Source organism: Streptomyces sp. NPDC087859 (assembly GCF_044742595.1).
Taxonomy (GTDB): domain Bacteria; phylum Actinomycetota; class Actinomycetes; order Streptomycetales; family Streptomycetaceae; genus Streptomyces; species Streptomyces canus_F.
Map to the genome: position 1 here is coordinate 200,390 of NZ_JBIUUU010000007.1, position 21,323 is coordinate 221,712.

Here is a 21,323-nt window from a genome sequence, read left to right on the forward strand (position 1 = left end):
CACCCCCGGACCCGGCCTACTTCTCGGTGACTCCCGCCGAGTCGAACGTCGCGACCTCGTGCATCGCGCGCGCGGTGCTCTGCACCAGGGGCAGGGCCAGCAGGGCGCCCGTGCCCTCGCCCAGGCGGAGGTCGAGGTCGACCAGGGGGCGCAGGCCGAGCTTGTTCAGGGCGGCCACGTGTCCGGGCTCCGCACTGCGGTGGCCCGCGATGCAGGCCGCGAGGACCTCGGGGGCGATGGCACGCGCGACCAGGGCGGCGGCGCCGGCGCTGACGCCGTCCAGGATCACCGGGGTGCGCAGGGACGCGCCGCCCAGCAGGAGGCCGACCATCGCCGCGTGTTCGAAGCCGCCGATCGCGGCGAGTACGCCGATGGGGTCGGCCGGGTCCGGCTGGTGGACCTCGATGGCGCGGCGGACGACCTCGGTCTTGCGGGCGAGCGTCTCGTCGTTGATGCCGGTGCCGCGGCCGGTCACCTCGGCCGGGTCGGTGTCCGTGAAGACCGAGATCAGGGCGGCGGACGCGGTGGTGTTCGCGATGCCCATCTCGCCCGTGAGCAGGGCCTTGTTGCCGGCCGCCACCAGGTCGCGGGCCGTCTCGATGCCGACCTCGATGGCCTGCCGGGCCTCCTCGCGGGTCATCGCGGGTCCGGTGGTCATGTCGGAGGTGCCCGCGCGGACCTTGCGGGGCAGCAGGCCGGGGGTGGCGGGCAGGTCGGCCGCCACGCCGACGTCCACCACGCACACCTCGGCGCCGACCTGGGCGGCGAAGGCGTTGCAGACCGCGCCGCCGCCGAGGAAGTTGGCGACCATCTGGGCCGTCACCTCCTGCGGCCAGGGGGTGACGCCCTGGGCGTGGACGCCGTGGTCACCGGCGAAGATCGCGACCGCCGCGGGCTCCGGGATCGGCGGCGGGCACTGCCGGGACAGGCCCGACAGCTGCGCGGAGATGATCTCCAGCATGCCGAGCGAGCCCGGCGGCTTGGTCATGCGCTTCTGTCGCTCCCAGGCCTCGCCGAGCGCCTTGGCGTCCAGCGGGCGGATCTGGGAGACGGTCTCGGCGAGCAGGTCGTGCGGCTCCTCGCCGGGCAGCGCGCGACGGCCGTACGTCTCCTCGTGGACGACCCACGACAGCGGGCGCCGCTTGGACCAGCCGGCCTGCAGCAGCTCGGGCTCGTCCGGGAACTCGTCGACATAGCCGACGCAGAGGTAGGCGACGACCTCCAGGTGCTCGGGCAGGCCGAGGGAACGGACCATCTCGCGCTCGTCGAAGAAGCTGACCCAGCCGACGCCGAGGCCCTCGGCGCGGGCGGCGAGCCAGAGGTTCTCGACGGCGAGCGCGGAGGAGTACGGGGCCATCTGCGGCTGGGTGTGCCGGCCGAGGGTGTGACGCCCGCCGCGCGTGGGGTCCGCGGTGACGACGATGTTCACCGGGGTGTCGAGGATGGCCTCGATCTTCAGTTCCTTGAACTGCTTGGCCCGGCCCTTGGGGAGGGACTTGGCGTACGCGTCGCGCTGGCGCATGGCCAGTTCGTGCATGGTGCGGCGCGTCTCGGCCGAGCGGATGACGACGAAGTCCCACGGCTGGGAGTGGCCCACGGACGGTGCGGTGTGGGCCGCCTCCAGGACGCGGAGCAGGACCTCGTGCGGGATGGGGTCGCTGCGGAAGCCGTTGCGGATGTCACGGCGCTCGCGCATGACCTTGAGGACGGCCTCGCGCTCGGCGTCGTCGTAGGCGGGCGCGGCCGGGCCGGTGGACTGACGTACTTCTTCCACGGGGGCCGTGCTCTCTTCCTGATCCGCGCCCCGGGTGTCCAGGTCGTCGGCGTGCTGTACGAGTTCGGGGTCGCCGTCACGGGGAGCGGGGACGGCGGGGTGCTCCTCCGGGGGGAGGACGAGGGCCTGGGGCGGCGTCGGGGCGAGGTGCGGGGTCGTCGGCACCGAGCCCTCGACGGGGACGAACTGGCCCACGGGCTGCGGAGCCTCCGCGACCGGCTGGTCCTGGTCCACGAACAGGACCTGCGGGCCCGCGGGTTCGGCGACGAGCGACGGGGCGAAAGCCGGGTCGACCTGCGCGACGGGCGCGGGGACGGCCTGGGGGTCTTCGGCGGGTGCCTCTGCCGGGGCGGCCACCGGGTGAGGTGCCTCCGGGACCGGCGCGGGGGCGGGGGCGTCGGCGAACGGCGCCACAGCGTCGACGGGGGCGGGCTGCTCGGGCTGCTCCTGCGTGACGTCCGCGGGGGCAGGAGTGGGGGTGCCCTCCGGCTGCGCGAACTGTTCCGCTGCCGCAGCGAGCGGCTCCGGCTGCGCCACGGCCTCCGGGTCCACGGGGTGCGGCAGTTGCTCCGCGTCGGTGGACTCGGAGGACGGCACGGGGGCGGGAGGCTCCGGCGCAGGGAATCCGGGAGCCGGCGGGACCACGGCTTCGGCAGGCTCGGGAACGGTCGCCGGAACGGTCGCTTCGGGGGCCGGCACGTCCTCGGGGGCCGGCACAGGCTCCGGTACGGCGGCCTCGGCCACGTCAGGGACGGGCACCGCGGTCTGGTCGGTCTCGGGGCCGGTGGCGTCCGGGAGCGGCACGGCCTGGAGTCCGGCGGGCTCGGCGACCTCGGCCACGACGTCGGTGGGCTCGGCGACCTGAGCGAACTCCGGACCGGGCGCTTCCGGTTCCAGTACGGGCTGCGGCTCGGCGGGTTCGGGCGCGAGCGGCGCCTCGGGGGCCTGCGCAAGGTCCGGCAGAGGCACGGCAGTCGCGGGCTGATCGGCGTCGGGCACCACGGCGGGCGCCGGGACCTGCGCGAAGTCCGCCACCTCCACGGCGTCCGGCACGGGAGCGGCGTCCGATACCTCGACAGCGTCCGGTACCTCGACGGCACCAACAAGGTTCTCGGCAGCGGCGCCCTGAGCGGCGTCGACCGCATCCACGGCATCCGGGACCGGCACGGCTTCCGGAGCCGGAGCGACACCCACGTCCTGTCCGGCCTCACCGGCGAACTCGGGACCATCGATCTGCCCGGCCGCGGGAGCTTCCCCGCCCTCCGGAGCGGACACGACGGCGGGACCCTCACCGGCCTCGGGGACGGTTCCGTCCGGCGTGTGTGCGGCGACCGGGATGCCGTTCGCCTCGGGCGCGTTCGCGGCCGCGGTCTCCGGGAACGCCACGGGCCCCGGCACGTTCACATCGCCCTGAACAGTCTCGGCGCCCGGCGCGTATGAATCTCCGGGGACACCCTGAGCGCCCGGGAACCCGTCGGCGGCCGGAACCCCGGCCACGGGAAGCCCCTCGGAGCCGGGGACGCCCCCGGCTTCCGGAACATGCTCGGCGACGACGGGCTCGCCGTACGCCTCCCCGGCGGCCGGCGCACCGTCGGCGCCCGCCATGTCCTGCTCGGCGTACGCGTCCTCCTGGGGCTGCGGTACGCCGTTGGCCGCGCCCGCCGGTTCGGTGCCCTGGTCCGGTACCGGGACAACCGTTTCGGCAGCCGGGGTCATGGTGCCCATCGGAGCCGGGGCGCCCCAGGGGGCCGCGCCCTGCGGGGACATCTCACGCAGCGGCTGCGGGACATCGAGGTACTCGGGGCCCGCGGTGGGCGGGCCCGACTGGCGGACCGGCGCACCCGCGGGGCCGCGGTCGGCAAGGGAGCGGACCGGGCTGGCGGAGGCGTCGGGGATGGGCGGGCCGAGGTGCAGGGGCCGGCGCGGGGTGATCGGCGGGATCGGCAGCGACGGGGCCGCCACCGGGTCGGGCACGCGGACCGCGCTGAGGTCGTGCGCGCCGCTGTCGCGGCCGGACATCTCGTGCGGGCCCGGCGCGTGGACCGTCTCGACGACCGGCTCCGGCGCGGGTGGGGCGACCTCGTTGCCCCATGCGCCCTGGGCGCCCGGCAGCAGCAACAGGTCTTCGTCCTCGGCGGTGGTCTCGGAGAGGTAGGTGTACGCACCGTGCGCGGGAACGCCCGGCTGTTCCACCATGCCTGCGTTCTCCGGCAGTCCCTCGCCCGGGACCTGGCCGGTGTCGGTCATGCGTACCCCTCGCCCATCGGTTAGTGCTTCTACGACCAGCTCACCGGGGACGGCGCACCGACCGCCCCCGCAGTGAAGAACGAGCGTGCGTGCCCAGCGGCACGAACGGCCCGCCGAGAAAGACGACAAAGCCATTAACTGGCATTGTCCCGGCCGTTCCCCCGTCGCGACAGCTTGATCCGCGACGACCCGCTGTGGACTGCGCCACGTTGCGCGTCCTCCGGTTCTGCCGTACCACACCCACCCCAAAACGGGCGCGTTTTCCGGACATTGACGAACGAAAGGCCGGTCCACCGAAGCGGTACAACAGTCGGCCAGCCTACCGCGCGCAGTACGACAACAGGATCACGGGACCAACAAATGGGGTCACGTCGCACGGTCCGGCAGAACCCCGCTGAGCAGGAACGCTACGCTCCGCTCCTTCTCCGTCCAGGCCCGTGTGTCGAGTTCGACGGACTGAATCAGGGCGCACTCGACGCGGTAGCCGTGTTCGGTCAGGTCACGGCCGACGAGTTCGGCCTCGTCGCGCGTCATGGCGTGGGCGACGATGCCCTGCGGGCGCCGGTCGGCGACCGCGGAGACCACGGCCGCTCCCCCGCCGCCGACCCGGACGACGTCCGGCTCGGGGAGGTTCTCCAGCACATGCGGGGCCCTGCCCCGGACGATCTGGAGCTGGACGCCGAAGCGGCGGGCGGCGGCGTCGGTGCGGCCGCAGGCGATGAGGTCCCGGTCGACGGCGATGACGGCGGCACCTGCCCGGGCGGCCTCGACGGCGAAGGCGCCGCCGCCACAGCCGATGTCCCACACGAGGTCACCGACGCGGGGTCCGAGGCGGGCGAGTTGGGCCGCGCGCAGCAGATCCGTCTCCCCCTCGCCGAGCGGACCGTCGTACGCCTCGGCGGGCAGTGCCCAGCCACGGGGCCCCGCGGCCGGCTCGCGGCCGGAGATCCAGCCGCCGCCCTCCCCCGCGGTCACCGGTCCGCCGATCACGATGACGACGTTCGGGTCCCGCCAGCTGTGGTCGGCGGCCTTGTCGGAGGTGAGGATCGTGACCTGTTCCCGCTCGGTGCCGAGTTCCTCGCAGATGACGAAGGTGCGGTGGACGCCCTCCATCAGCAGGCCGAGTTCGGCGGGCCCCGCGCCGGGTGAGGTGAGGACGGCGACCTTGGTGTGGGCGCGGCATACATTCACCGCGCGTCGCAGGGTGCGCCGGTGTGCGACGACCACCTGTGCGTCGTCCCAGGGCATGCCGGCGCGGGCGAAGGCGGCGGCGACCGAGGAGACGGCGGGGACGACCTCGACCTCCAGGCCGAACTCGGGTGCGCGCAGGGTTCGTACGACTCCGAAGAACCCGGGATCCCCGTCGGCGAACACGACCGCCGTGCCGCGATGGCCCGCGATCCGGCGGGCGGCGAGGGAGACGCTGCCGAGTCGGACGCGTTCGGCGGCGGGGGGCACCTCGGGCAGTGCCAGGTGGTGGGCGGCGCCCGCCACCAGCGTGGCGGCACCGAGGGCGGAGCGTGCCGCGGCGGTCAGCGGCGAGCCGTCCCAGCCGATCACCGTGACCCGGTCGGCCATCGTCGTCAGTCTCCAGAGGGTTTGCGCAGGTCGTCAGGGGCGGGCACCGTGAGGGTACCTGGTCGACCCGGCGGACGCGGCAGCGGTGCCGTTGCCTCCCCTGGTTCAGTTCCAGTCGCCGTACGAGGTGAAACCGTCGGAATCGGTCAGCTGCTCGCCCGAGCCCTCGATGTCCTCCGGCAGCAGGCTCCAGACGATGAAGTCGGTGCGGACATCGGCCCAGGTGTCGTCCTCGGTACGGACGCGCGCGATGCAGGCGTTGCGCAGGACGCCCTCGCTGATGCAGCCGATCTTCTGGGCGACCTGCTGGGAGGCGGTGTTGTCGGCCGCCGTGCGCAGCTCTATGCGCTCGAACTTCTGGTCCGTGAACAGCCATTGGGCGGTGGCGAGCGCCGCCTCGGAGGCATAGCCCTCGCCGCGAGCCCAGGGGGCGATGATGTACGACAGTTCGGTGGCGCGGATGTACCAGTTCGTCTTGGTGAGCTGGACGACGCCGACCAGGCGCTGTGTGAGGAACTCCGTTACGGCGAGGTCGAGTCCACGGCCCGCCTCGCGTTCGGTGGGCGCGTGATCGGTGATCCAGGTGCGGGCGCCGTCCTCGGTGAAGGGCTGGGGGACGTGGGTCCAGGCGGCGACCTGCTCGTCGTTCATCATCTCGGCCAGCGCGGACACATCGTCCTCGTCGAGGGGACGCAGCACCAACCGCTCCGTGCTGATGGAGATGTTGGGGAAGGTGCTAGTCATCGCCGCTCCGTAACCTTCGGAAAACCTTCAAGTGCTGTTGCGCTCCTGCTGAACTGCCCAGCATGCAGCATGGAGGCACCGAACCGCACTGCAGGGTCCACTCGGGGTGAGCGAGTGGACCCTGTGCGTGGCGATACGCGGTATACGCGTGGTCAGTTGATCAGCGGGCTCAGAACGACGCGATGACGGAGCCCTCGTACTTGTCCTCGATGAACTTCTTGACCTCGGCGGAGGTGAGGAGCTCGGCGAGCTTCTTCACGCGCGGGTCGTCCTCGTCGCCCTCCTTCACCGCGAGGAAGTTGCCGTACGGGTTGTCCTTGGCGGACTCCAGGACGAGGGCGTCCTTCGCGGGCGAGAGGTCGGCCTCGATGGCGTAGTTGCCGTTGACGACCGCGGCGTCGACGTCGTCCAGGGAGCGCGGGGTCTGGGCCGCCTCCAGCTCCTTGAACTCGAGGTTCTTGGGGTTCTTGGCGATGTCGGCCGGGGTCGCGTCGTTGCCCACGCCGTCCTTGAGGGTGATGATCCCGTTGGCGTCGAGCAGCTTGAGGGCACGGGCCTCGTTGACACTGTCGTTCGGGACGGCGATCGTCGCACCGCTCTTGAGGGCGTCGGCGCTCTTCACCTTGTTCGAGTAGAGGCCGAGCGGCTCCAGGTGGACCGTCACGACGGGCACGATGTGGGTGCCGTTCTTCTTGTTGAAGTCGTCGAGGTACGGCTGGTTCTGGAAGTAGTTGGCGCCCACCGAACCGTCTTCGGTCGCCGTGTTCGGCGTGACGTAGTCCGTGAACTCCTTGACCTCCAGGTCGAGGCCCGCCTTCTTCGCCAGGTTGTCCTTCACGTAGTTCAGGATCTCGGCGTGCGGGACCGGGCTCGCGGCGACGACCAGCGGGCCGCTGGTGTCGGAGGAGGCGGCAGAGGAGGAGTCCTCCGAGCCGCAGGCGGTGAGCCCGAAGGTGAGGGCTCCGGCGGCGAGAACAGCGGTGGTGAGCTTTGCGGTGTTACGCACGAAAAGTGCCTTTCCTTTTGGGTGGAGCTGTCCCGTGAAGGGGTGCACGGGAGATCTGGAGGGTGGTCTACGGGAGGCTCAGGCGGTGTTGGTCTCGGCCGTCGAGGCCTTCAGCAGCCGCAGCTTCGGCGCGGCGCCGCCACGTCCGCCGCGGCTGTGCAGCGAGCGGGCGGCGTAGTCGCCGGCGAACTGGATGAGTGAGATGACGACCGCGAGGATCGCGACCGTGATCCACATGAGTTCGGTCTCGAAGCGCTGGTAGCCGTAGCGGATGGCGATGTCGCCGAGGCCGCCGGCGCCGACGGTGCCGGCCATCGCGGAGTAGCCGATGAGGGCGACGATCGTGGTGGTGGTGCTGGCGATCAGCGAGGGCAGCGACTCCGGTACGAGGACCTTGCGGACGATGGTCCAGGTGCTGCCGCCCATCGACTGCACGGCTTCCACGAGTCCGCCGTCCACTTCGCGGACCGCCGTCTCGACCAGGCGCGCGAAGAACGGGATGGCGCCGATGGCGAGCGGGACGATCGCGGCCTCGCGGCCGATGGTCGTGCCGGTGATGGAGCGGGTGAAGCCCATCAGCGCGACCATCAGGATGATGAACGGCATCGAGCGGGCGACGTTCACGACCTGCCCGATGACCTTTTGCGCGACGACGTTCTGGAGCAGTCCGCCGCGGTCGGTGAGGACGAGCAGGATGCCGAGCGGGAGGCCGCCGACGACGGCGATGACGGTGGACCAGCCGACCATGTAGAGGGTGTCCCAACATGCCTGCTCCAGCAGGGGCTGCATCTCGGACCAGGTCACTTGGCACCTTCCTTCACCAGCACGGAGACGGGCTCCTGGCCCACGACGTCGATCTGAAGGCCCTGTTCGCGCAGGAAGCCGATCGGCACGACGTTGTCCTCGTAGCGGCCGGGCAGTTCGATGCGCATCCGGCCGACCTGGAGGCCGCCGACGGTGTCGATGGCGGCACCGAGGATCGAGATGTCGATGTTGTACGTGCGCGACAGCTGGGAGATGACCGGCTGGGTCGCGGCCTCGCCGTGGAAGGTGACGTCGATGACGGTGCGGTCGGCGCCGGTGGCCTCGCCGCCGACCGGGAAGAGCGCGGTGGCGAGCTCGGAGCCGGGGGTGGCGAGGAGTTCGCTGACGGTGCCGGACTCGACGATGCGGCCGTTCTCCATGAGGGCGGCCGAGTCGCAGATGCTCTTGACCACGTCCATCTCGTGGGTGATGAGCAGGACGGTCAGGCCCAGCTGCCGGTTCAGGTCGCGCAGCAGCTGGAGGATCGAGCGCGTGGTCTCCGGGTCGAGCGCGCTGGTGGCCTCGTCGGAGAGGAGGACCTTGGGGTCGCCGGCCAGGGCGCGGGCGATGCCGACGCGCTGCTTCTGGCCGCCGGAGAGCTGGGCGGGGTAGGCCTTGGCCTTGTCGGAGAGACCGACGAGGTCGAGGAGTTCGAGGGCCTTGCGGGAGCGGTCCTTGCCGGACGTGCCGAGGATCTCCAGCGGCAGCTCGACGTTGTCCTGGACGGTCCGGGAGGACAGCAGGTTGAAGTGCTGGAAGACCATGCCGATACGGCTGCGGGCCCGGCGCAGTTCCCGGCCGGCCCGCGGACCGCGGCCCGCGAGGGCGGTGAGGTCCTGGCCGGCGACGGTGACCGTGCCGGCGGTGGGCTTCTCCAGCAGGTTGACGCAGCGGATGAGCGAGGACTTGCCGGCGCCGGACTGGCCGATGACGCCGTAGACCTCGCCTTCGCGGACGTGGAGATCGACGCCGTCCAAGGCGGTGACCTCACGGCCGCGGGAGCGGTAGACCTTGGTCAGGCCCGAGGTGGTGATCACGTGGGTTTCCGTCACTGTCAGGTGCAGGGCGTGGGTGTGCCCTGGCGGGTGCATTCGGTCGGGAACGCGGCACGGTTCTCGTGCGGTGGCACAGGAGCCGGGGGAGAACATGTGCGCGGGGCGGCGTCGGTCACGTACGGCATTCAGCGCACGGACATGCCACGGCGTCTCGCTTCGGGGCGCGAGCTCGGGGTGGTGCGGGGGCCCTCTAGAAGGCGCACATTCGACACATACAGCGAGCACCGGGCGTCATGGTCGCCTCGGTCGCAAGGGTGCGGCTGCTCGTCGTGGTCATGGAATGAGTAAAGCAGATCTACGGTGCTGACAAAACGCCGCTGTCCGCATGCCGGACAGCGGCGGACAGGGGGTCAGGGGCGGCCGGAGATCTCCACTCCCCCGTCGGTGACCAGGGCCGACAAGGCCGACAGGTTGTCGACGACGAGGTCCGCGTCGAGCTCGTGGGCCTGGTGGGTTGTGGCCAATGCCACGGTGATCATCCCGGCGGCGCGACCGGCCCTCAAGCCCGCGGGGGCGTCCTCGAAGACCACGCAGTGCGCCGGGTCGACGCCGAGTGCGTGGGCGGCGAGGAGGTAGGGCTCGGGGTCGGGCTTGCCGCGGGTGACGTCCTCGGCGGCGACGAGGGTCTTGGGCAGGATGCCGACGGCGTCCAGCCGGGCCTCGGCGAGGCGCCGGGTGGCGGAGGTGACGACGGCCCAGCGGTCGGCGGGCAGGGAGTCGAGGAACGCCTTCGTCCCCGGCAGCAGCCGCACGCCGCCGTTCGGCACGTCCTCCACCTCCAGCTTCTCGATCCGCGCGACCGCCTCCGGCACGACCTCGGCGGGCAGCAGGTCGGCGGCTATCTCGGCGGCCGTACGACCGTGCAGCTCGACCCGCCCGAACTCCTCGGCCGTGATCCCGTACTCCCCGGCCCACTGCCGCCAGCAGCGGTCCACCGAGGCGAGGGAGGAGACGAGGGTGCCGTCGTTGTCGAAGAGGAGGGCTTGTGCGTGGATCGTCATGGTCTAGACCCTACGGGGCCGCGGGACCTTGCCGACCGGGGCCCCGGACGCCGATCATGCGGGCCATGAGACCTGGGATACAGGCATTCCTGGCCGACGGACCGCTGCCGGACGAGGATGCCGAAGGCGAGGAAATCGACCGCCGAGTGGCACAGCTGGACGAGATCACCCGGCCGGTGACCGGCGAGGAGGCCCGCGCACTGGCCGACTGCTTCGGGCCCGACGACTGCTACGGCGTGGCCTGGACACTGCTGCACCTGATCGAGACAGGGCCGAACCCCGTGTTCGGCGTCCGGCCCGGACCGGACGCCGGCGAGTGGCAGCACAGACTGTGGCAGCGGTGCGTGAACGGCGGCCTGGTCGCCGACGAGCCCGCCAGGTGAGGGCCGGGGTCGGCCGCGTCAGGGCTTTCGGAGCGTAATAAGGTCGGCGCATGCTTGATGCCCTGACGCTTGTGACCGGCGTCGCCGCGCTGTTGCTCGCCGCGTGGTGCGGCTGGGCGGCCTATCGCGATGAGCCGACCAAGGACTGGCACTTCATCGGGATGGGTGTGGTCTCGCTGCTGGCGCTCGTGCAGCTGGTGGTCGGGATCGTGCAGCTGGCGCGGGGCGAGAAGCCGGAGCAGGGGACGACGATCTTCGTGGCGTATCTGCTGGGCGCGTTCGCCTGCGTCCCGGCCGCGGGGTTCATGTCGCTGTCGGAGCGGTCGAAGTGGGGCTCGGTGACGGCTGCCGCCGGCGCCGTGGTGCTGGCCGTTCTCGAGGTGCGGCTCTATGACATCTGGGGAGGCTGAGGTGACCGTGACGGAGGGCGAGTCGGCGAAGAACCGATTGGTCAGCGGTCCTGGCACGCTGCTGGTGTGGCTGTACGGCGTGATGGTCGTCGGTGCGGTGTCGCGTTCGATCTACCAGATCGCGACCGAGTTCGACCGGGCGCCGCTCGCCTACTCCCTGTCCGCCCTCGCGGGTCTCGTGTACGGCTTCATCACCTACACGCTGGTGCGCGGCGGGGAAACCGCCCGCAAGGCGGCGCTGGTGTGCTGCGCCGCCGAGCTGGTGGGCGTGCTGACGGTGGGCACCTGGACCCTGCTGGACCCGTCGGCGTTCCCCGACGCGACCGTCTGGTCGGACTACGGCATGGGGTATGTCTTCATCCCCGTACTGCTGCCGCTGTCGGCCATCTACTGGCTCCGTAAGGCGCGGACCGTCTGAGAAGCCCTCAGGCCGTCGCCACGTAGGCCCCGGCCGGCTTCTCCAGGACGATCATCGGTACGCCGTCCGCGCCCTTGGACGTGCCGACCGCCTCGTAGCCCACCTTGCGGTAGAGGCGGAGGTTGCCCTCGCTGCGGTGGCCCGTGAACAGGCGGAACCGGGTGGCGCCGCGCTCCTCGGCCAGAGCCGATTCGGCCGCGCGGAGAAGTCGCGCGCCGATGCCGTGGCCCTGGAGGCGGGGGTGGACGCAGAGCTTGCCGATGGCGGCCGAGCCGTCCTCGGTGATGCGGCCGCGCACCGAGCCGACCACTTCCTCGCCGAGCCGGGCCACGAAGACGCAGTCCGCGGCGACCTCCTCCCGGACCGAGTCCAGGGTCTGGACGAGCGGATCGATGCGGTAGTTGCCGTACAACGCCGCCTCGCTCTGGAAGCACAGGTACTGAAGCCTGAAGATCTGCTCCGCGTCCTGTTCGGTCGCCACCGAGATGGTCACGCTCATGCCCATGTGCGCACGCCTCCCGCTCACCTGATCGCCATTTCGTCCTTCACTCCTATCCCCGCGCTCCGCGGGCCGCAACCTCCGGTGTGAGCAATCGGCGAAGACAACCCAGGCATCTGGAACGTTCCGGACCGAGACTGCCCTGTGAGATACCCAACTCTCCCGCGATTTCCCGATAGGTGAGGTCCATCGGGGAGAGCAGCGCCTCCATCAGACGCGGGCAGCGGCCCGGCAAACGGCGCACGGCATCACGCAGCGCCCGGCCGCGGGCCGCCGCGAGGGCCAGGTGTTCGGGGGTGCGGTCCACGTCGTCCGCGGGCTCGGTCTCATACGGTCGTTCGAGCCGGGTCGTACGACGGGTACGGCGGGACTCCGAGCGGACCGCTCTGCGCAGCCAGCCCTGCGGGTCGGTCGGCGGGCCGTCGGTGTCGAGGCGTTCGAGAAGGCGGAGCCAGACCGCCTGTTCCAGGTCGCCCGGTTCCGTACCGGTGGCATGTGCCTCGGCGGATGCCTCGGCGGTGAGCAGGGGGCGCAGCGTGGCCACGAGGTCGTGCGTCATATGCCTGACGACGCGGCCGTCCGGGCGGCGGGTTGCCCGGACGGCCGGTTGTCACCCCAACCGGGGGCGCAGGCTCAGCCGTTGACGAAATCCTGGCGGGCCAGCAGCCCGGTGTCCGGGTTGTCGGTGAAGACACCGTCGATGCCCGTGGCGAAGTACGTCCGGTAGGCCCCGAAGACATCGCCGTACGCGTCGGCGTCGGTGCCCTTGCGGTACTCGGCCGGCAGGAAGGGGTTCTCGTTGCGCATGGTGTACGGGTGCAGGATCAGGCCCGCCTTGTGCGCGTCCGCGACGAGGGTGGTCGGCGTGGTGAGGTTGCCGTTCGCGTCCTTCGGGATGACCAGGTCGAGGGTCGGGCCGATGCCCTGGGCGTAGCCGGCGATCTCCTTGAGGCCCTTGGGCGTGATCAGGTCGGCGACCGTGCGCGGGTCACCCGTCTCGACGAAGTCCCAGGGGCGGCTGGTCGCGGAGGAGAGCAGGACGACCAGCGGGTTGCCGACCAGCTTGTTCAGGCGCTGGATGCTGGTCGGCTCGAAGGATTGCAGGATGACCGGCGCGTTTTTGCCGTCCTTGCCGTACTTGCGCAGCAGCTTCGCGACCCGCTCCTCCAGGCCCAGGCCCAGTTTGCGGAAGTACGTGGGGTGCTTGGTCTCGGGGTAGATCCAGACCTGCCTGCCCCGCTTGCGGGTCTGCTCGTCCTGCCACTTCAGGACCTCTTCGAAGGTGGGGATCTCCCAGCGGCCGTTGTAGAGGGTGTTGTGCGGACGGTTGGCCGGGATGCGCTCGATCGCGCGCAGGGTCTTCAGCTCGGCGAGGGTGAAGTCCTCGGTGAACCAGCCGGTGACGGAGACACCGTCGAGGAGCTTGGTGGTCTTGCGGTCGGCGAACTCGGGGTGGTCCGCGACGTCCGTCGTGCCGCCGATCTCCGGCTCGTGACGGCAGACGATGTGACCGTCCTTGGTGGGCACCAGGTCGCCGGCCTCCACGATGTGGGCGCCCAGGTCGAGGGCGAGCTGGTACGAGCCGAGGGTGTGCTCCGGCCGGTAGCCGCTGGCGCCCCGGTGGCCGATGATCGTCGGCACGGGCAGGCTCTTCACCCCTCCACCATGCCGGTCCTCGCCCGCTCTCGCGGTACCCGGCAGTCCGAGGACCGCTCCGCCCGCTCCGAGCACCGCCGCGCCGAGAAGGGCCCGCCGTCCGGTCGCGCCCGGCTGCTCGTCCGATTTCTGCGTTCCCATGAGGGCCCTCCCTGCGTCGGCTCTTCAGTGCGGGCCGATCGTAGGTGCGTGTACATGACGGACGGGAGACCTCCGGCAGAACACGCGGGTGACGCTGGATGTCGTACCGAAGGTTTGAGTTGACGACTCATCAGAAGGGGTACGCGATGTCCGTCACATCATGGCCAATGAGTTACGGGCGGTACTCCGTGCGCCACCGCAGGTAAACCAGGGTCAACAGTGCGTAAGACCTCGGTGAACCCGGTGAACCCGATGTGCACGACCCCCGGAACCGCGAGTATCGTCCTCACCTGCACAGACATATACCGATTCACTTGACACCGGAGGATCCGTTGTCCCGCTTCGCGCTCATCAAGGCAGTGCTCGGACCGATCATGCGCCTGATGTTCCGCCCACGGGTGGAGGGCGCGGAGCACATCCCCGGAGACGGTCCGGTGATCCTCGCCGGCAATCACCTCACGTTCATCGACTCGATGATCATGCCGCTCTTCTGCGACCGTCAGGTCTTCTTCATCGGCAAGGACGAGTACGTCACCGGCAAGGGCCTCAAGGGGCGGCTGATGGCCTGGTTCTTCACGGGCTGCGGCATGATCCCGGTCGACCGGGACGGCGGGCGCGGGGGTGTCGCGGCGCTGATGACCGGGCGCCGGGTGCTGGAGGAGGGCAAGGTCTTCAGCATCTACCCGGAGGGCACGCGCTCCCCCGACGGCCGGCTCTACCGCGGTCGCACCGGGATCGCGCGGCTGGCCATGATGACCGGTGCGCCGGTTGTTCCGTTCGCCATCATCGGTACGGACAAGGTGCAGCCGGGGGGTGCGGGGATTCCGCGGCCCGGCCGCGTGACCGTGCGTTTCGGTGAGGCGATGGAGTTCTCCCGGTACGAGGGGATGGACCGGGACCGGTATGTGCTGCGGGCGGTGACGGACTCCGTGATGACGGAGGTCATGCAGTTGTCGGGGCAGGAGTACGTGGACATGTACGCCACGAAGGCGAAGGCTGCCTGATCGCCGTTCAGGGAGCCGCGCGACGGCGGGTGCGGGTTGTCCGTGGCTGATCGCGCAGTTCCCCGCGCCCCTAATTGCCCAGCCGCTGGTCGCGGAGCATGAACCATGCCGCCACCGCCGCTGCCAGCAGGACCGCCGCTCCCAGACCCGCCGCCAGTGACAGGCCGTCCACGAACGCCTGCCGTGCCGAGTCCAGGAGTGCCGCCGACTGCTGCGCCGGCATCCCCGCCGCCGCCTCCACCGCGCCGCCCAGCGACTCGTGCGCCCCGTCCGGTGTGCCCGTCGGGCCCGTGAAGTCGCGGTACACGCCCGTCACGATGGAGCCCAGTACGGCGATGCCCAGGGCCGCGCCCAGTTCGTAGGCCGTCTCCGAGACCGCCGACGCCGAGCCCGCCTGTTCCTTCGGGACGCTCGACAGGATCACGTCCGCCGTCACCGTGAACGAGAAGCCCGCACCGATGCCGACGACCAGCAGGGCCGAGCCCAGCAGCGGGTAGCCCGTCGACTGGTCGATCACCGTCAGTGAGGCCAGTGCGAGGCCGACCGCCGCCAGGCCGCCCGCGACCACCGAGCGGACCGAGAAGCGGCGGGCCGCGCGGCCGGCGAGCAGGCCCGCCGTCACCGCGCCGATCGCCGCGGGCAGTTCGGCCAGTCCCGCCTCCAACGGGCCCCTGCCCTGAACGAGTTGCAGGTACTGCGAAAGGAAGAACACCAGACCCGACAAGCCGAGGATGGTCAGCAGGTCGGCCAGGACGGCCGCGCTGAAGCCTCGGTTGCGGAACAGGCGCATGTCCAGCAGCGGGGTCGGCAGGGTCAGCTGGCGGCGGACGAACCAGATCAGCGCGCCCGCGCCCAGCAGGGCGACGGCGGCGGCCTCGCCGCTCAAGCCGTGGGTGGCTGCCTCCTTGACGGCGTAGACCAGGGCGATCATGCCGACCAGGGAGAGGGCCACGCTGAGCATGTCCCACGGGCCCGGGTCCGGGTTCTTCGACTCGGGCAGCAGCTTGATGCCGACGACGACCAGGACGGCCATCACGGGCAGGTTGATCAGGAAGACCGAGCCCCACCAGAAGTGCTCGAGCAGGAAGCCGCCGGCGATCGGGCCGATGGCCGTACCGGCGGAGGCGGTCGCGCCCCAGATGCCCACGGCGAGGCTGCGTTCGCGCGGGTCGTGGAAGAGGTTGCGGATCAGGGCGAGGGTCGCCGGCATCAGTGTCGCGCCCGCCACGCCCAGCAGGGCGCGGGCGAGGATCATCAACTCCGGTGTCGTGGCGTAGGCGTTGAGGACCGATATCGCACCGAACGCCGTGGCGCCGACGAGGAGTATCTTCTTGCGGCCTATGCGGTCGCCGAGGCTGCCCATCGAGACGAGCAGACCGGCGATGACGAAGGAGTAGACGTCGCCGATCCACAGGAGCTGGGTGCCGGACGGCTTCAGGTCCTCACTGATGTAGGGGGTCGCGAGACCGAGGACGGTCGCGTCGACGGCCACCAGCAGCACGGCGAGCACGAGGACGGACAGCGCAAGCCAACGTCCCGGGCGCTTGGTCACCGCCTCGGTCGTCGACGCCGGCTGCAGGGTGCTGGTCATGATTCCTCTCTCCGTAGTGCTCCGCCGAGCAACAGCTCGACGATCATGTGATGGAAGTCGTTGGCGGCCACCCGGCCCTCCGACACCGCCCAGGCGCCGGAGGCCAGCAGGCCGTACAGCGCTTCGGTGAGCCAGGTCGGTGTGAGGTCGATGCGGAACTCGCCGCCCGCCTGGCCGCGCTTGAACAAGGCCGCGATGCGCTCGTCGATGCGGGTCCAGCCCGCGTTCTGCTCGCCCTCGAACAGCTGGTTCTCGCTGTAGAGGAAAGCGAGGAGGGCGGCGGCCGGTTCGATCTCGCGCACCAGTCGCCGTACGGCGTCGCTCGCGGGGCCCTCGTCCGGGCGGGCCGCGTCCAGGGCGGCCTCGCATTCGGCGATGCCGAGCGCCTCCAGTGCCCGTACGAGCGCGTCGCGCCCGGCGAACTGGCGGTGCAGGGTGGCGCGGCTGATCCCGGCGGCCTTCGCGACCTCGTCCATGGTCGCGGTGGATTTGTGGGTCAGCAGGGCCGCGGCGCTGCGCAGCACGTGGTCACGATCGACAGCCATGAGACAACCATAGCCCATGTGAGACATTGATGTCTCATCATGGGCATGGGTGTCTCATGAGTGGCCGTCGAACCGTGTTTCTGTCAGTGCCAGGGCAACTGCCCGCGCCGCGCCCAGTACGCCTGCGGCTCCTCCGTGAGCTCGGCGAGGCGGGCCAGCTGGTCCTCGTCCAGGTCCACGACCGCGGCGTGCAGGTTGGAGGCGAGCTGGCCGGCGGTGGCGGCGCCGGAGAGGACGACGCCGGCCCAGGGCTGCCGCAGGATGAGCGCGAGGGCGACCGCGTCGCAGCCGAGGTCCGTCTCCGCGGCCACCGCCTTCAGGGCGTCCGGTGCGTACGGGGCCGCGAGCCTGCCGTTGGCCATGCCCTCCTTGACGATCACTGTCAGCCCGGCGTCATGGGCCTCGGCGAGGGCGGGGGCAGCCGAGGTCTCCAGGGCGTTGTAGGTGGACTGGACCGTGCGGAAGAGGGGTTCGCCGTCGACCGTCACGGCGAGCGCGGCGCGGATGGCGTCGGCCTGGGCGGGGCCACTGGTGGAGAAGCCGATGCTCACGCCCGCGGCGGCCGCTTCGGCCAGCTTCGCGTGGAGCTCCTTGTCGGTCAGGGCCGGGCTGTCCGGGGTCACCGAGTGGATCTGGTAGAGGTCCAGACGGTCGCCGAGGAGCTCGGCGGTTTCGCCGCGTTGGCGGACGTAGGTCTGGACGCTGTGGTCCTTGACCTCGTGCTTCTCGGCGTCGGTGGTCCACGCGGCGGTGTAGGTGTAGCCCCATTTGCTGCCCACGACGACGTCGTCGATGTCGGGGCGCGCGTTCAGCCAGTCGGCGAGGAACTCCTCGGAGCGGCCGTAGGAGCGGGCGGCGTCGAAGTAGCGGACGCCCTGGAAGTAGGCGGCGTCGAGGAGTTCATGGGTCCGGGCGCGCAGGGCGTCGACGCTGCGGCTCTCCGGGAGGTCCTGGTCGCGGCCGAGGTTGATGTAGCCGGGGCGGCCGACCGCGGCGAGGCCGAAGCCGATGTGGCAGGTGGGGGTTGTCGCTGTCGCCAGGCGGGCGAAGGGCATCGCGGGCTCCGATCGGTCGGCTCCGGTACGGCGTTCCGACCAACGTATCCCGCGATGACCTTCGGTGAAGCAGGGCGCCCACGAGCTCGGGGCGTGCGGCTCGATCACGGGTACGGATGCTCGTGGCTTGTCGCGCGGTTCCCCGCGCCCCTTTCGGGGCGCTTCCCTCAGGCCTTCTTGGCAGTTGCCCACTCGTGCTGTGCCGCCACGTCCGCCTTGACCTCCGCAAGCTGGACCGCCACCGCGCTCGGCGCCGTGCCGCCGCGGCCGTTCCGGGAAGCCAGCGCGCCCGGCACGTTCAGTACCGTCCGCACCTCCGGCGTCAGATGGGCGCTGATCTTCGCGAACTGTTCGTCCGTCAGGTCGCCCAGTTCCTTGCCCTCGGCCTCCGCGGCCTTGACGCACTCGCCGGCGACCTCGTGGGCGACACGGAAGGGCACGCCCTGCTTGACCAGCCACTCGGCGATGTCGGTGGCGAGGGAGAAGCCCGCCGGGGCCAGCTCCTCCATGCGCTCGCGGTGGACCGTCAGGGTGGCCATCATGCCGGTGAAGGCGGGGAGCAGGACCTCGAGCTGGTCGCAGGAGTCGAAGACCGGCTCCTTGTCCTCCTGGAGGTCGCGGTTGTACGCCAGCGGGAGCGCCTTGAGGGTGGCCATGAGGCCCGTCAGGTTGCCGATCAGGCGGCCGCTCTTGCCGCGCGCCAGCTCCGCGATGTCCGGGTTCTTCTTCTGCGGCATGATCGACGAGCCGGTCGAGAACGCGTCGTGCAGGGTCACGAAGGAGAACTCCTTCGTGTTCCAGATGATGATCTCCTCGGCGATCCGGGAGAGGTTCACGCCGATCATCGCGGTGATGAAGGCGAACTCGGCGACGAAGTCACGCGACGCCGTGCCGTCGATCGAGTTGCCGACGCTGCCGTGCTCGAAGCCGAGGTCCGCGGCGACCGCCTCCGGGTCCAGGCCCAGGGAGGAGCCGGCCAGGGCACCCGAGCCGTAGGGGGAGACCGCCGTCCGCTCGTCCCACTGCCGCAGCCGCTCCGCGTCCCGGGACAGGGACTGCGCGTGCGCCAGGACATGGTGGGCGAAGAGCACCGGCTGGGCGTGCTGGAGGTGGGTGCGGCCGGGCATCGCCACATCCGGGTGGGCCTCGGCCAGACCGATCAGCGCGTCCTGGAGCTCGGCGACGAGGCCGCCGATGATCCGGGCGTGGTCCCGCAGGTACATGCGGAAGAGGGTCGCGACCTGGTCGTTGCGGGAGCGGCCCGCGCGGAGCTTGCCGCCGAGGTCGGGACCGAGGCGCTCCAGGAGGCCACGCTCCAGGGCCGTGTGGACGTCCTCGTCGGCGATCGTGCCCACGAAGGAACCGTCGGCGACATCCGCCGCGAGCTGGTCCAGTCCCGCGGTCATCCGCGTCAGCTCGTCGTCCGTGAGCAGCCCAGCCTTGTGGAGCACGCGCGCGTGGGCGCGCGAACCGGCGATGTCGTAGGGCGCCAGCCGCCAGTCGAAGTGGACGGACGCGGACAGCTTCGCCAGGGCCTCGGCGGGACCGTCGGCGAAACGGGCGCCCCAGAGCCGGACATCACCGCTGTTGCTGCTCACTTGCGTTGCTCCTAGAGAGGGTGTGGCGCCTGCACTGTCATGCATGAGTATGCAGTGCAATGCATGATTCGTCAATCGCGGCGGGTTCGGCCACGAATTCAAGAGTCCTTTGAACACGGGAAACCGCTTACCCGTACTTCCCGCCGAACGCAGGCGCCGCGTTTGTACAACACAGCAACGACGACACCCCTCGACCCTTGTGAGGCATCAGCATGTCCAGGGCTCTTCCGAAGTACAACAAGCGCCGCGTCGCGTTCATCGGCGGTGCCACCGCCCTCGTGCTGACCGGTGCGGTCATCGCCGGTTCCGCCCTCGCCGGAGAGAGCTCCAAGAGCAACGGCACGACCAACGCGCAGACCCTCGCCGACCCCGGCACCATCAGCTGCCCGGACGTCGCCTCCCAGCTCCCCGCGATCCCGGCGACCGCGCAGGCCGAGGTCGACCGCAATCTCACCCTCCTGCAGACGCAGATCGACGAGGCCAACCAGCGCCTGATCGACACCGTGGGCCAGGGCGGGGCCAACTTCGTCCAGAACGCCATCCTCGGCCCGCTGGAGGACAAGCGGATCGCCGTGGTCAACCGCATCGCCACCGCCATCGGCCGCACCGCCGACCGCCCGGCGGGCCTGGAGGCGCTCGCGCCCTGCGCGCTCAACGCGGGCGGTGTCGCCGAGGAAGAGGCGGGAGCGGGCGAGGAGGCCGGCGCCGGCGAGGAGGCCGAGGCCGCTCCGAGCGCCACGGCGTCGGACGCCGCCGAGGAAGCGGGCAACGAGGCGGGCGAGGACGCGGGCAACGCCGGCGTCGGGACCATCACCTGCCCGGACGTCGCCTCCCAGCTCCCCGCGATCCCGGCGACCGCGCAGGCCGAGGTCGACCGCAACCTCGCCCTTCTGCAGACGCAGATCGACGAGGCCAACCAGCGTCTGGTCAACACGGTCGGCCAGGGCGGACCGAACTTCGTCCAGAACGCCATCGTCGGTCCGCTGGCCAGCAAGCGCACCGCCGCCATCGAGCGCATCGCCATCTCCATCGGCCGTACCGCCGAGAAGCCGCAGGGTCTGGAATCCCTCGCCGCCTGCACGCTCACGAAGTGACGTGACAGGTGCTGTGGCCGCCCCGACTCCAGCGCCGGCCGGGGCGGCCACGGCGATGCGTGCGCGGACGCCTGCCGGATGGATACCGCAATTCATTAGACAGGCGAAAGAGTTGCACCCATAATCGTTAGACATGGGAAAGACCTATGAACGCATAGACGGCAGGCTGCGCTCCTTCATCGAGGCGCAGCCCATTTTCTTCACCGCGACCGCCCCTCTCTCCGGCGACGGCACGGTCAACCTCTCCCCCAAGGGCCTCAAGGGCTCTTTCGCGGTTCTGGACGAACTCACCTTCGCCTACCTGGACTTCGCGGGATCCAACGCCGAGACGGTCGCGCATCTGCGGGAGAACGGCCGGATCACCCTGATGTGGTGCGCGTTCGAGGGCCCGCCCAACATCGTCCGGGTGCACGGCCGCGGCGAGGCGGTCCTGCGGGACGACCCGCGCTTCGGGGAACTCCTCGGCCACTTCCCGGACATCGACCCGGGCCTGCACGGACTGCGGGCGATCATCGTCGTGACGGCCGAGACGATCCGGGACTCCTGCGGCTACGCGGTGCCCTTCATGACGTACGACGAGGACCGCGATCTGCACGCCAGGCGCTTCGCGCGCGAGGACGACGCATCGCTGAGCGCCTACTTCGCCAAGCGGCAGATCGCCACGAGCCTGGATGGCCTACCCGGGCTGCCGCTGCCGCTGCCGCCCTCTACGGTCTGAGC

Annotated in this window: 20 protein-coding genes; 6 read left to right on the plus strand and 14 right to left on the minus strand. The window is 70.8% G+C overall.

Going from position 1 to position 21,323, the window contains the following annotated elements:
• Positions 1-16 precede the first annotated feature (16 nt).
• From cobT to ACIOHP_RS18675, 7 genes are all read right to left on the minus strand, one after another.
• Complete coding sequence (cobT, locus tag ACIOHP_RS18645; protein WP_401888677.1) at positions 17-4,021, minus strand: nicotinate-nucleotide--dimethylbenzimidazole phosphoribosyltransferase; 4,005 nt, start codon at positions 4,019-4,021, stop codon at positions 17-19.
• A gap of 366 nt (positions 4,022-4,387) precedes the next feature.
• Positions 4,388-5,599 (minus strand): precorrin-6y C5,15-methyltransferase (decarboxylating) subunit CbiE, encoded by a 1,212-nt coding sequence (gene cbiE / locus ACIOHP_RS18650; RefSeq protein WP_401888680.1) that lies wholly within the window; start codon positions 5,597-5,599, stop codon positions 4,388-4,390.
• Positions 5,600-5,704: 105 nt separating this feature from the next.
• Entirely contained in the window at positions 5,705-6,343 is a 639-nt protein-coding gene (locus ACIOHP_RS18655) for a GNAT family N-acetyltransferase (RefSeq protein WP_361553073.1), read from the minus strand.
• Between the two features lie 169 nt (positions 6,344-6,512).
• Positions 6,513-7,349 (minus strand): MetQ/NlpA family ABC transporter substrate-binding protein, encoded by an 837-nt coding sequence (locus ACIOHP_RS18660; protein ID WP_361553076.1) that lies wholly within the window; start codon positions 7,347-7,349, stop codon positions 6,513-6,515.
• A 78-nt stretch (positions 7,350-7,427) separates the two neighbouring features.
• On the minus strand, positions 7,428-8,153 hold the full coding sequence (locus tag ACIOHP_RS18665; RefSeq protein WP_307033163.1) for a methionine ABC transporter permease: 726 nt from the start codon (positions 8,151-8,153) through the stop codon (positions 7,428-7,430).
• Positions 8,150-9,190, minus strand: a complete 1,041-nt coding sequence (locus ACIOHP_RS18670; RefSeq protein ID WP_361487160.1) for an ATP-binding cassette domain-containing protein — start codon at positions 9,188-9,190, stop codon at positions 8,150-8,152. Before ACIOHP_RS18670 ends, ACIOHP_RS18665 begins: the two co-directional genes overlap by 4 nt.
• Before the next feature lie 368 nt (positions 9,191-9,558).
• The gene (locus tag ACIOHP_RS18675) at positions 9,559-10,209 is read right to left on the minus strand and encodes an HAD family hydrolase (protein WP_401888684.1); all 651 of its coding nucleotides are present in this window, start codon (positions 10,207-10,209) and stop codon (positions 9,559-9,561) included.
• 65 nt (positions 10,210-10,274) lie between these two features.
• Between ACIOHP_RS18675 and ACIOHP_RS18680 the strand changes: the two genes are divergently transcribed.
• From ACIOHP_RS18680 to ACIOHP_RS18690, 3 genes are read left to right on the plus strand one after another with little or no spacing between them, the layout of a single operon-like run.
• Positions 10,275-10,592 carry a hypothetical protein gene (locus tag ACIOHP_RS18680; protein WP_401888687.1) on the plus strand — a complete coding sequence of 106 codons (318 nt, stop codon included), beginning with the start codon at positions 10,275-10,277 and terminating at the stop codon, positions 10,590-10,592.
• A 50-nt stretch (positions 10,593-10,642) separates the two neighbouring features.
• On the plus strand, positions 10,643-11,002 hold the full coding sequence (locus ACIOHP_RS18685) for a hypothetical protein (RefSeq protein WP_046261518.1): 360 nt from the start codon (positions 10,643-10,645) through the stop codon (positions 11,000-11,002).
• The gene (locus ACIOHP_RS18690) at positions 10,983-11,420 is read left to right on the plus strand and encodes a hypothetical protein (protein WP_307033156.1); all 438 of its coding nucleotides are present in this window, start codon (positions 10,983-10,985) and stop codon (positions 11,418-11,420) included. The genes ACIOHP_RS18685 and ACIOHP_RS18690 overlap by 20 nt, the downstream gene beginning before the upstream one ends.
• Positions 11,421-11,427: 7 nt before the next feature.
• Here ACIOHP_RS18690 and ACIOHP_RS18695 read toward each other — a convergent pair whose 3' ends face one another.
• The 3 genes from ACIOHP_RS18695 to ACIOHP_RS18705 all read right to left on the minus strand — a co-directional run bounded on the left by ACIOHP_RS18695 (position 11,428) and on the right by ACIOHP_RS18705 (position 13,716).
• Positions 11,428-11,925, minus strand: coding sequence for a GNAT family N-acetyltransferase (locus tag ACIOHP_RS18695; protein ID WP_307033155.1), 498 nt, complete (start codon positions 11,923-11,925; stop codon positions 11,428-11,430).
• A gap of 46 nt (positions 11,926-11,971) precedes the next feature.
• A complete protein-coding gene (locus ACIOHP_RS18700; RefSeq protein WP_361553088.1) occupies positions 11,972-12,478 on the minus strand; it encodes a sigma-70 family RNA polymerase sigma factor in 507 nt (168 codons plus the stop codon).
• 74 nt (positions 12,479-12,552) lie between these two features.
• Positions 12,553-13,716, minus strand: a complete 1,164-nt coding sequence (locus ACIOHP_RS18705; RefSeq protein ID WP_401888691.1) for a glycerophosphodiester phosphodiesterase — start codon at positions 13,714-13,716, stop codon at positions 12,553-12,555.
• 314 nt (positions 13,717-14,030) lie between these two features.
• Between ACIOHP_RS18705 and ACIOHP_RS18710 the strand changes: the two genes are divergently transcribed.
• Positions 14,031-14,720, plus strand: a complete 690-nt coding sequence (locus tag ACIOHP_RS18710) for a 1-acyl-sn-glycerol-3-phosphate acyltransferase (protein ID WP_266833293.1) — start codon at positions 14,031-14,033, stop codon at positions 14,718-14,720.
• A gap of 70 nt (positions 14,721-14,790) precedes the next feature.
• Here ACIOHP_RS18710 and ACIOHP_RS18715 read toward each other — a convergent pair whose 3' ends face one another.
• The 4 genes from ACIOHP_RS18715 to argH all read right to left on the minus strand — a co-directional run bounded on the left by ACIOHP_RS18715 (position 14,791) and on the right by argH (position 19,509).
• Positions 14,791-16,311 carry an MFS transporter gene (locus ACIOHP_RS18715; RefSeq protein ID WP_401888694.1) on the minus strand — a complete coding sequence of 507 codons (1,521 nt, stop codon included), beginning with the start codon at positions 16,309-16,311 and terminating at the stop codon, positions 14,791-14,793.
• Positions 16,308-16,856, minus strand: coding sequence for a helix-turn-helix domain-containing protein (locus ACIOHP_RS18720; protein ID WP_361487134.1), 549 nt, complete (start codon positions 16,854-16,856; stop codon positions 16,308-16,310). Before ACIOHP_RS18720 ends, ACIOHP_RS18715 begins: the two co-directional genes overlap by 4 nt.
• A gap of 83 nt (positions 16,857-16,939) precedes the next feature.
• Positions 16,940-17,911, minus strand: a complete 972-nt coding sequence (locus ACIOHP_RS18725; protein WP_361553098.1) for an aldo/keto reductase — start codon at positions 17,909-17,911, stop codon at positions 16,940-16,942.
• A gap of 167 nt (positions 17,912-18,078) precedes the next feature.
• A complete protein-coding gene (gene argH, locus ACIOHP_RS18730) occupies positions 18,079-19,509 on the minus strand; it encodes an argininosuccinate lyase (protein WP_361487128.1) in 1,431 nt (476 codons plus the stop codon).
• Positions 19,510-19,721: 212 nt separating this feature from the next.
• On the opposite strand from argH, the gene ACIOHP_RS18735 reads away from it, so the two are divergent.
• Both ACIOHP_RS18735 and ACIOHP_RS18740 read left to right on the plus strand, forming a co-directional pair.
• Entirely contained in the window at positions 19,722-20,603 is an 882-nt protein-coding gene (locus ACIOHP_RS18735) for a hypothetical protein (protein WP_401888697.1), read from the plus strand.
• A gap of 133 nt (positions 20,604-20,736) precedes the next feature.
• Positions 20,737-21,321: a pyridoxamine 5'-phosphate oxidase family protein gene (locus ACIOHP_RS18740; protein WP_361553104.1), complete on the plus strand. Its 585-nt coding sequence runs from the start codon at positions 20,737-20,739 to the stop codon at positions 21,319-21,321.
• Positions 21,322-21,323: the final 2 nt, after the last annotated feature.

Coding starts and splice junctions, on each gene's coding strand:
- cobT (WP_401888677.1), bottom strand. CDS start 4,021: ATGACCGACACCGGCCAGGTCCCGGGCGAGGGACTGCCGGAGAACGCA.
- cbiE (WP_401888680.1), bottom strand. CDS start 5,599: ATGGCCGACCGGGTCACGGTGATCGGCTGGGACGGCTCGCCGCTGACC.
- ACIOHP_RS18655 (WP_361553073.1), bottom strand. CDS start 6,343: ATGACTAGCACCTTCCCCAACATCTCCATCAGCACGGAGCGGTTGGTG.
- ACIOHP_RS18675 (WP_401888684.1), bottom strand. CDS start 10,209: ATGACGATCCACGCACAAGCCCTCCTCTTCGACAACGACGGCACCCTC.
- ACIOHP_RS18680 (WP_401888687.1), top strand. CDS start 10,275: ATGAGACCTGGGATACAGGCATTCCTGGCCGACGGACCGCTGCCGGAC.
- ACIOHP_RS18685 (WP_046261518.1), top strand. CDS start 10,643: ATGCTTGATGCCCTGACGCTTGTGACCGGCGTCGCCGCGCTGTTGCTC.
- ACIOHP_RS18690 (WP_307033156.1), top strand. CDS start 10,983: ATGACATCTGGGGAGGCTGAGGTGACCGTGACGGAGGGCGAGTCGGCG.
- ACIOHP_RS18695 (WP_307033155.1), bottom strand. CDS start 11,925: ATGGGCATGAGCGTGACCATCTCGGTGGCGACCGAACAGGACGCGGAG.
- ACIOHP_RS18700 (WP_361553088.1), bottom strand. CDS start 12,478: ATGACGCACGACCTCGTGGCCACGCTGCGCCCCCTGCTCACCGCCGAG.
- ACIOHP_RS18705 (WP_401888691.1), bottom strand. CDS start 13,716: ATGGGAACGCAGAAATCGGACGAGCAGCCGGGCGCGACCGGACGGCGG.
- ACIOHP_RS18715 (WP_401888694.1), bottom strand. CDS start 16,311: ATGACCAGCACCCTGCAGCCGGCGTCGACGACCGAGGCGGTGACCAAG.
- ACIOHP_RS18720 (WP_361487134.1), bottom strand. CDS start 16,856: ATGGCTGTCGATCGTGACCACGTGCTGCGCAGCGCCGCGGCCCTGCTG.
- ACIOHP_RS18725 (WP_361553098.1), bottom strand. CDS start 17,911: ATGCCCTTCGCCCGCCTGGCGACAGCGACAACCCCCACCTGCCACATC.
- ACIOHP_RS18735 (WP_401888697.1), top strand. CDS start 19,722: ATGTCCAGGGCTCTTCCGAAGTACAACAAGCGCCGCGTCGCGTTCATC.
- ACIOHP_RS18740 (WP_361553104.1), top strand. CDS start 20,737: ATGGGAAAGACCTATGAACGCATAGACGGCAGGCTGCGCTCCTTCATC.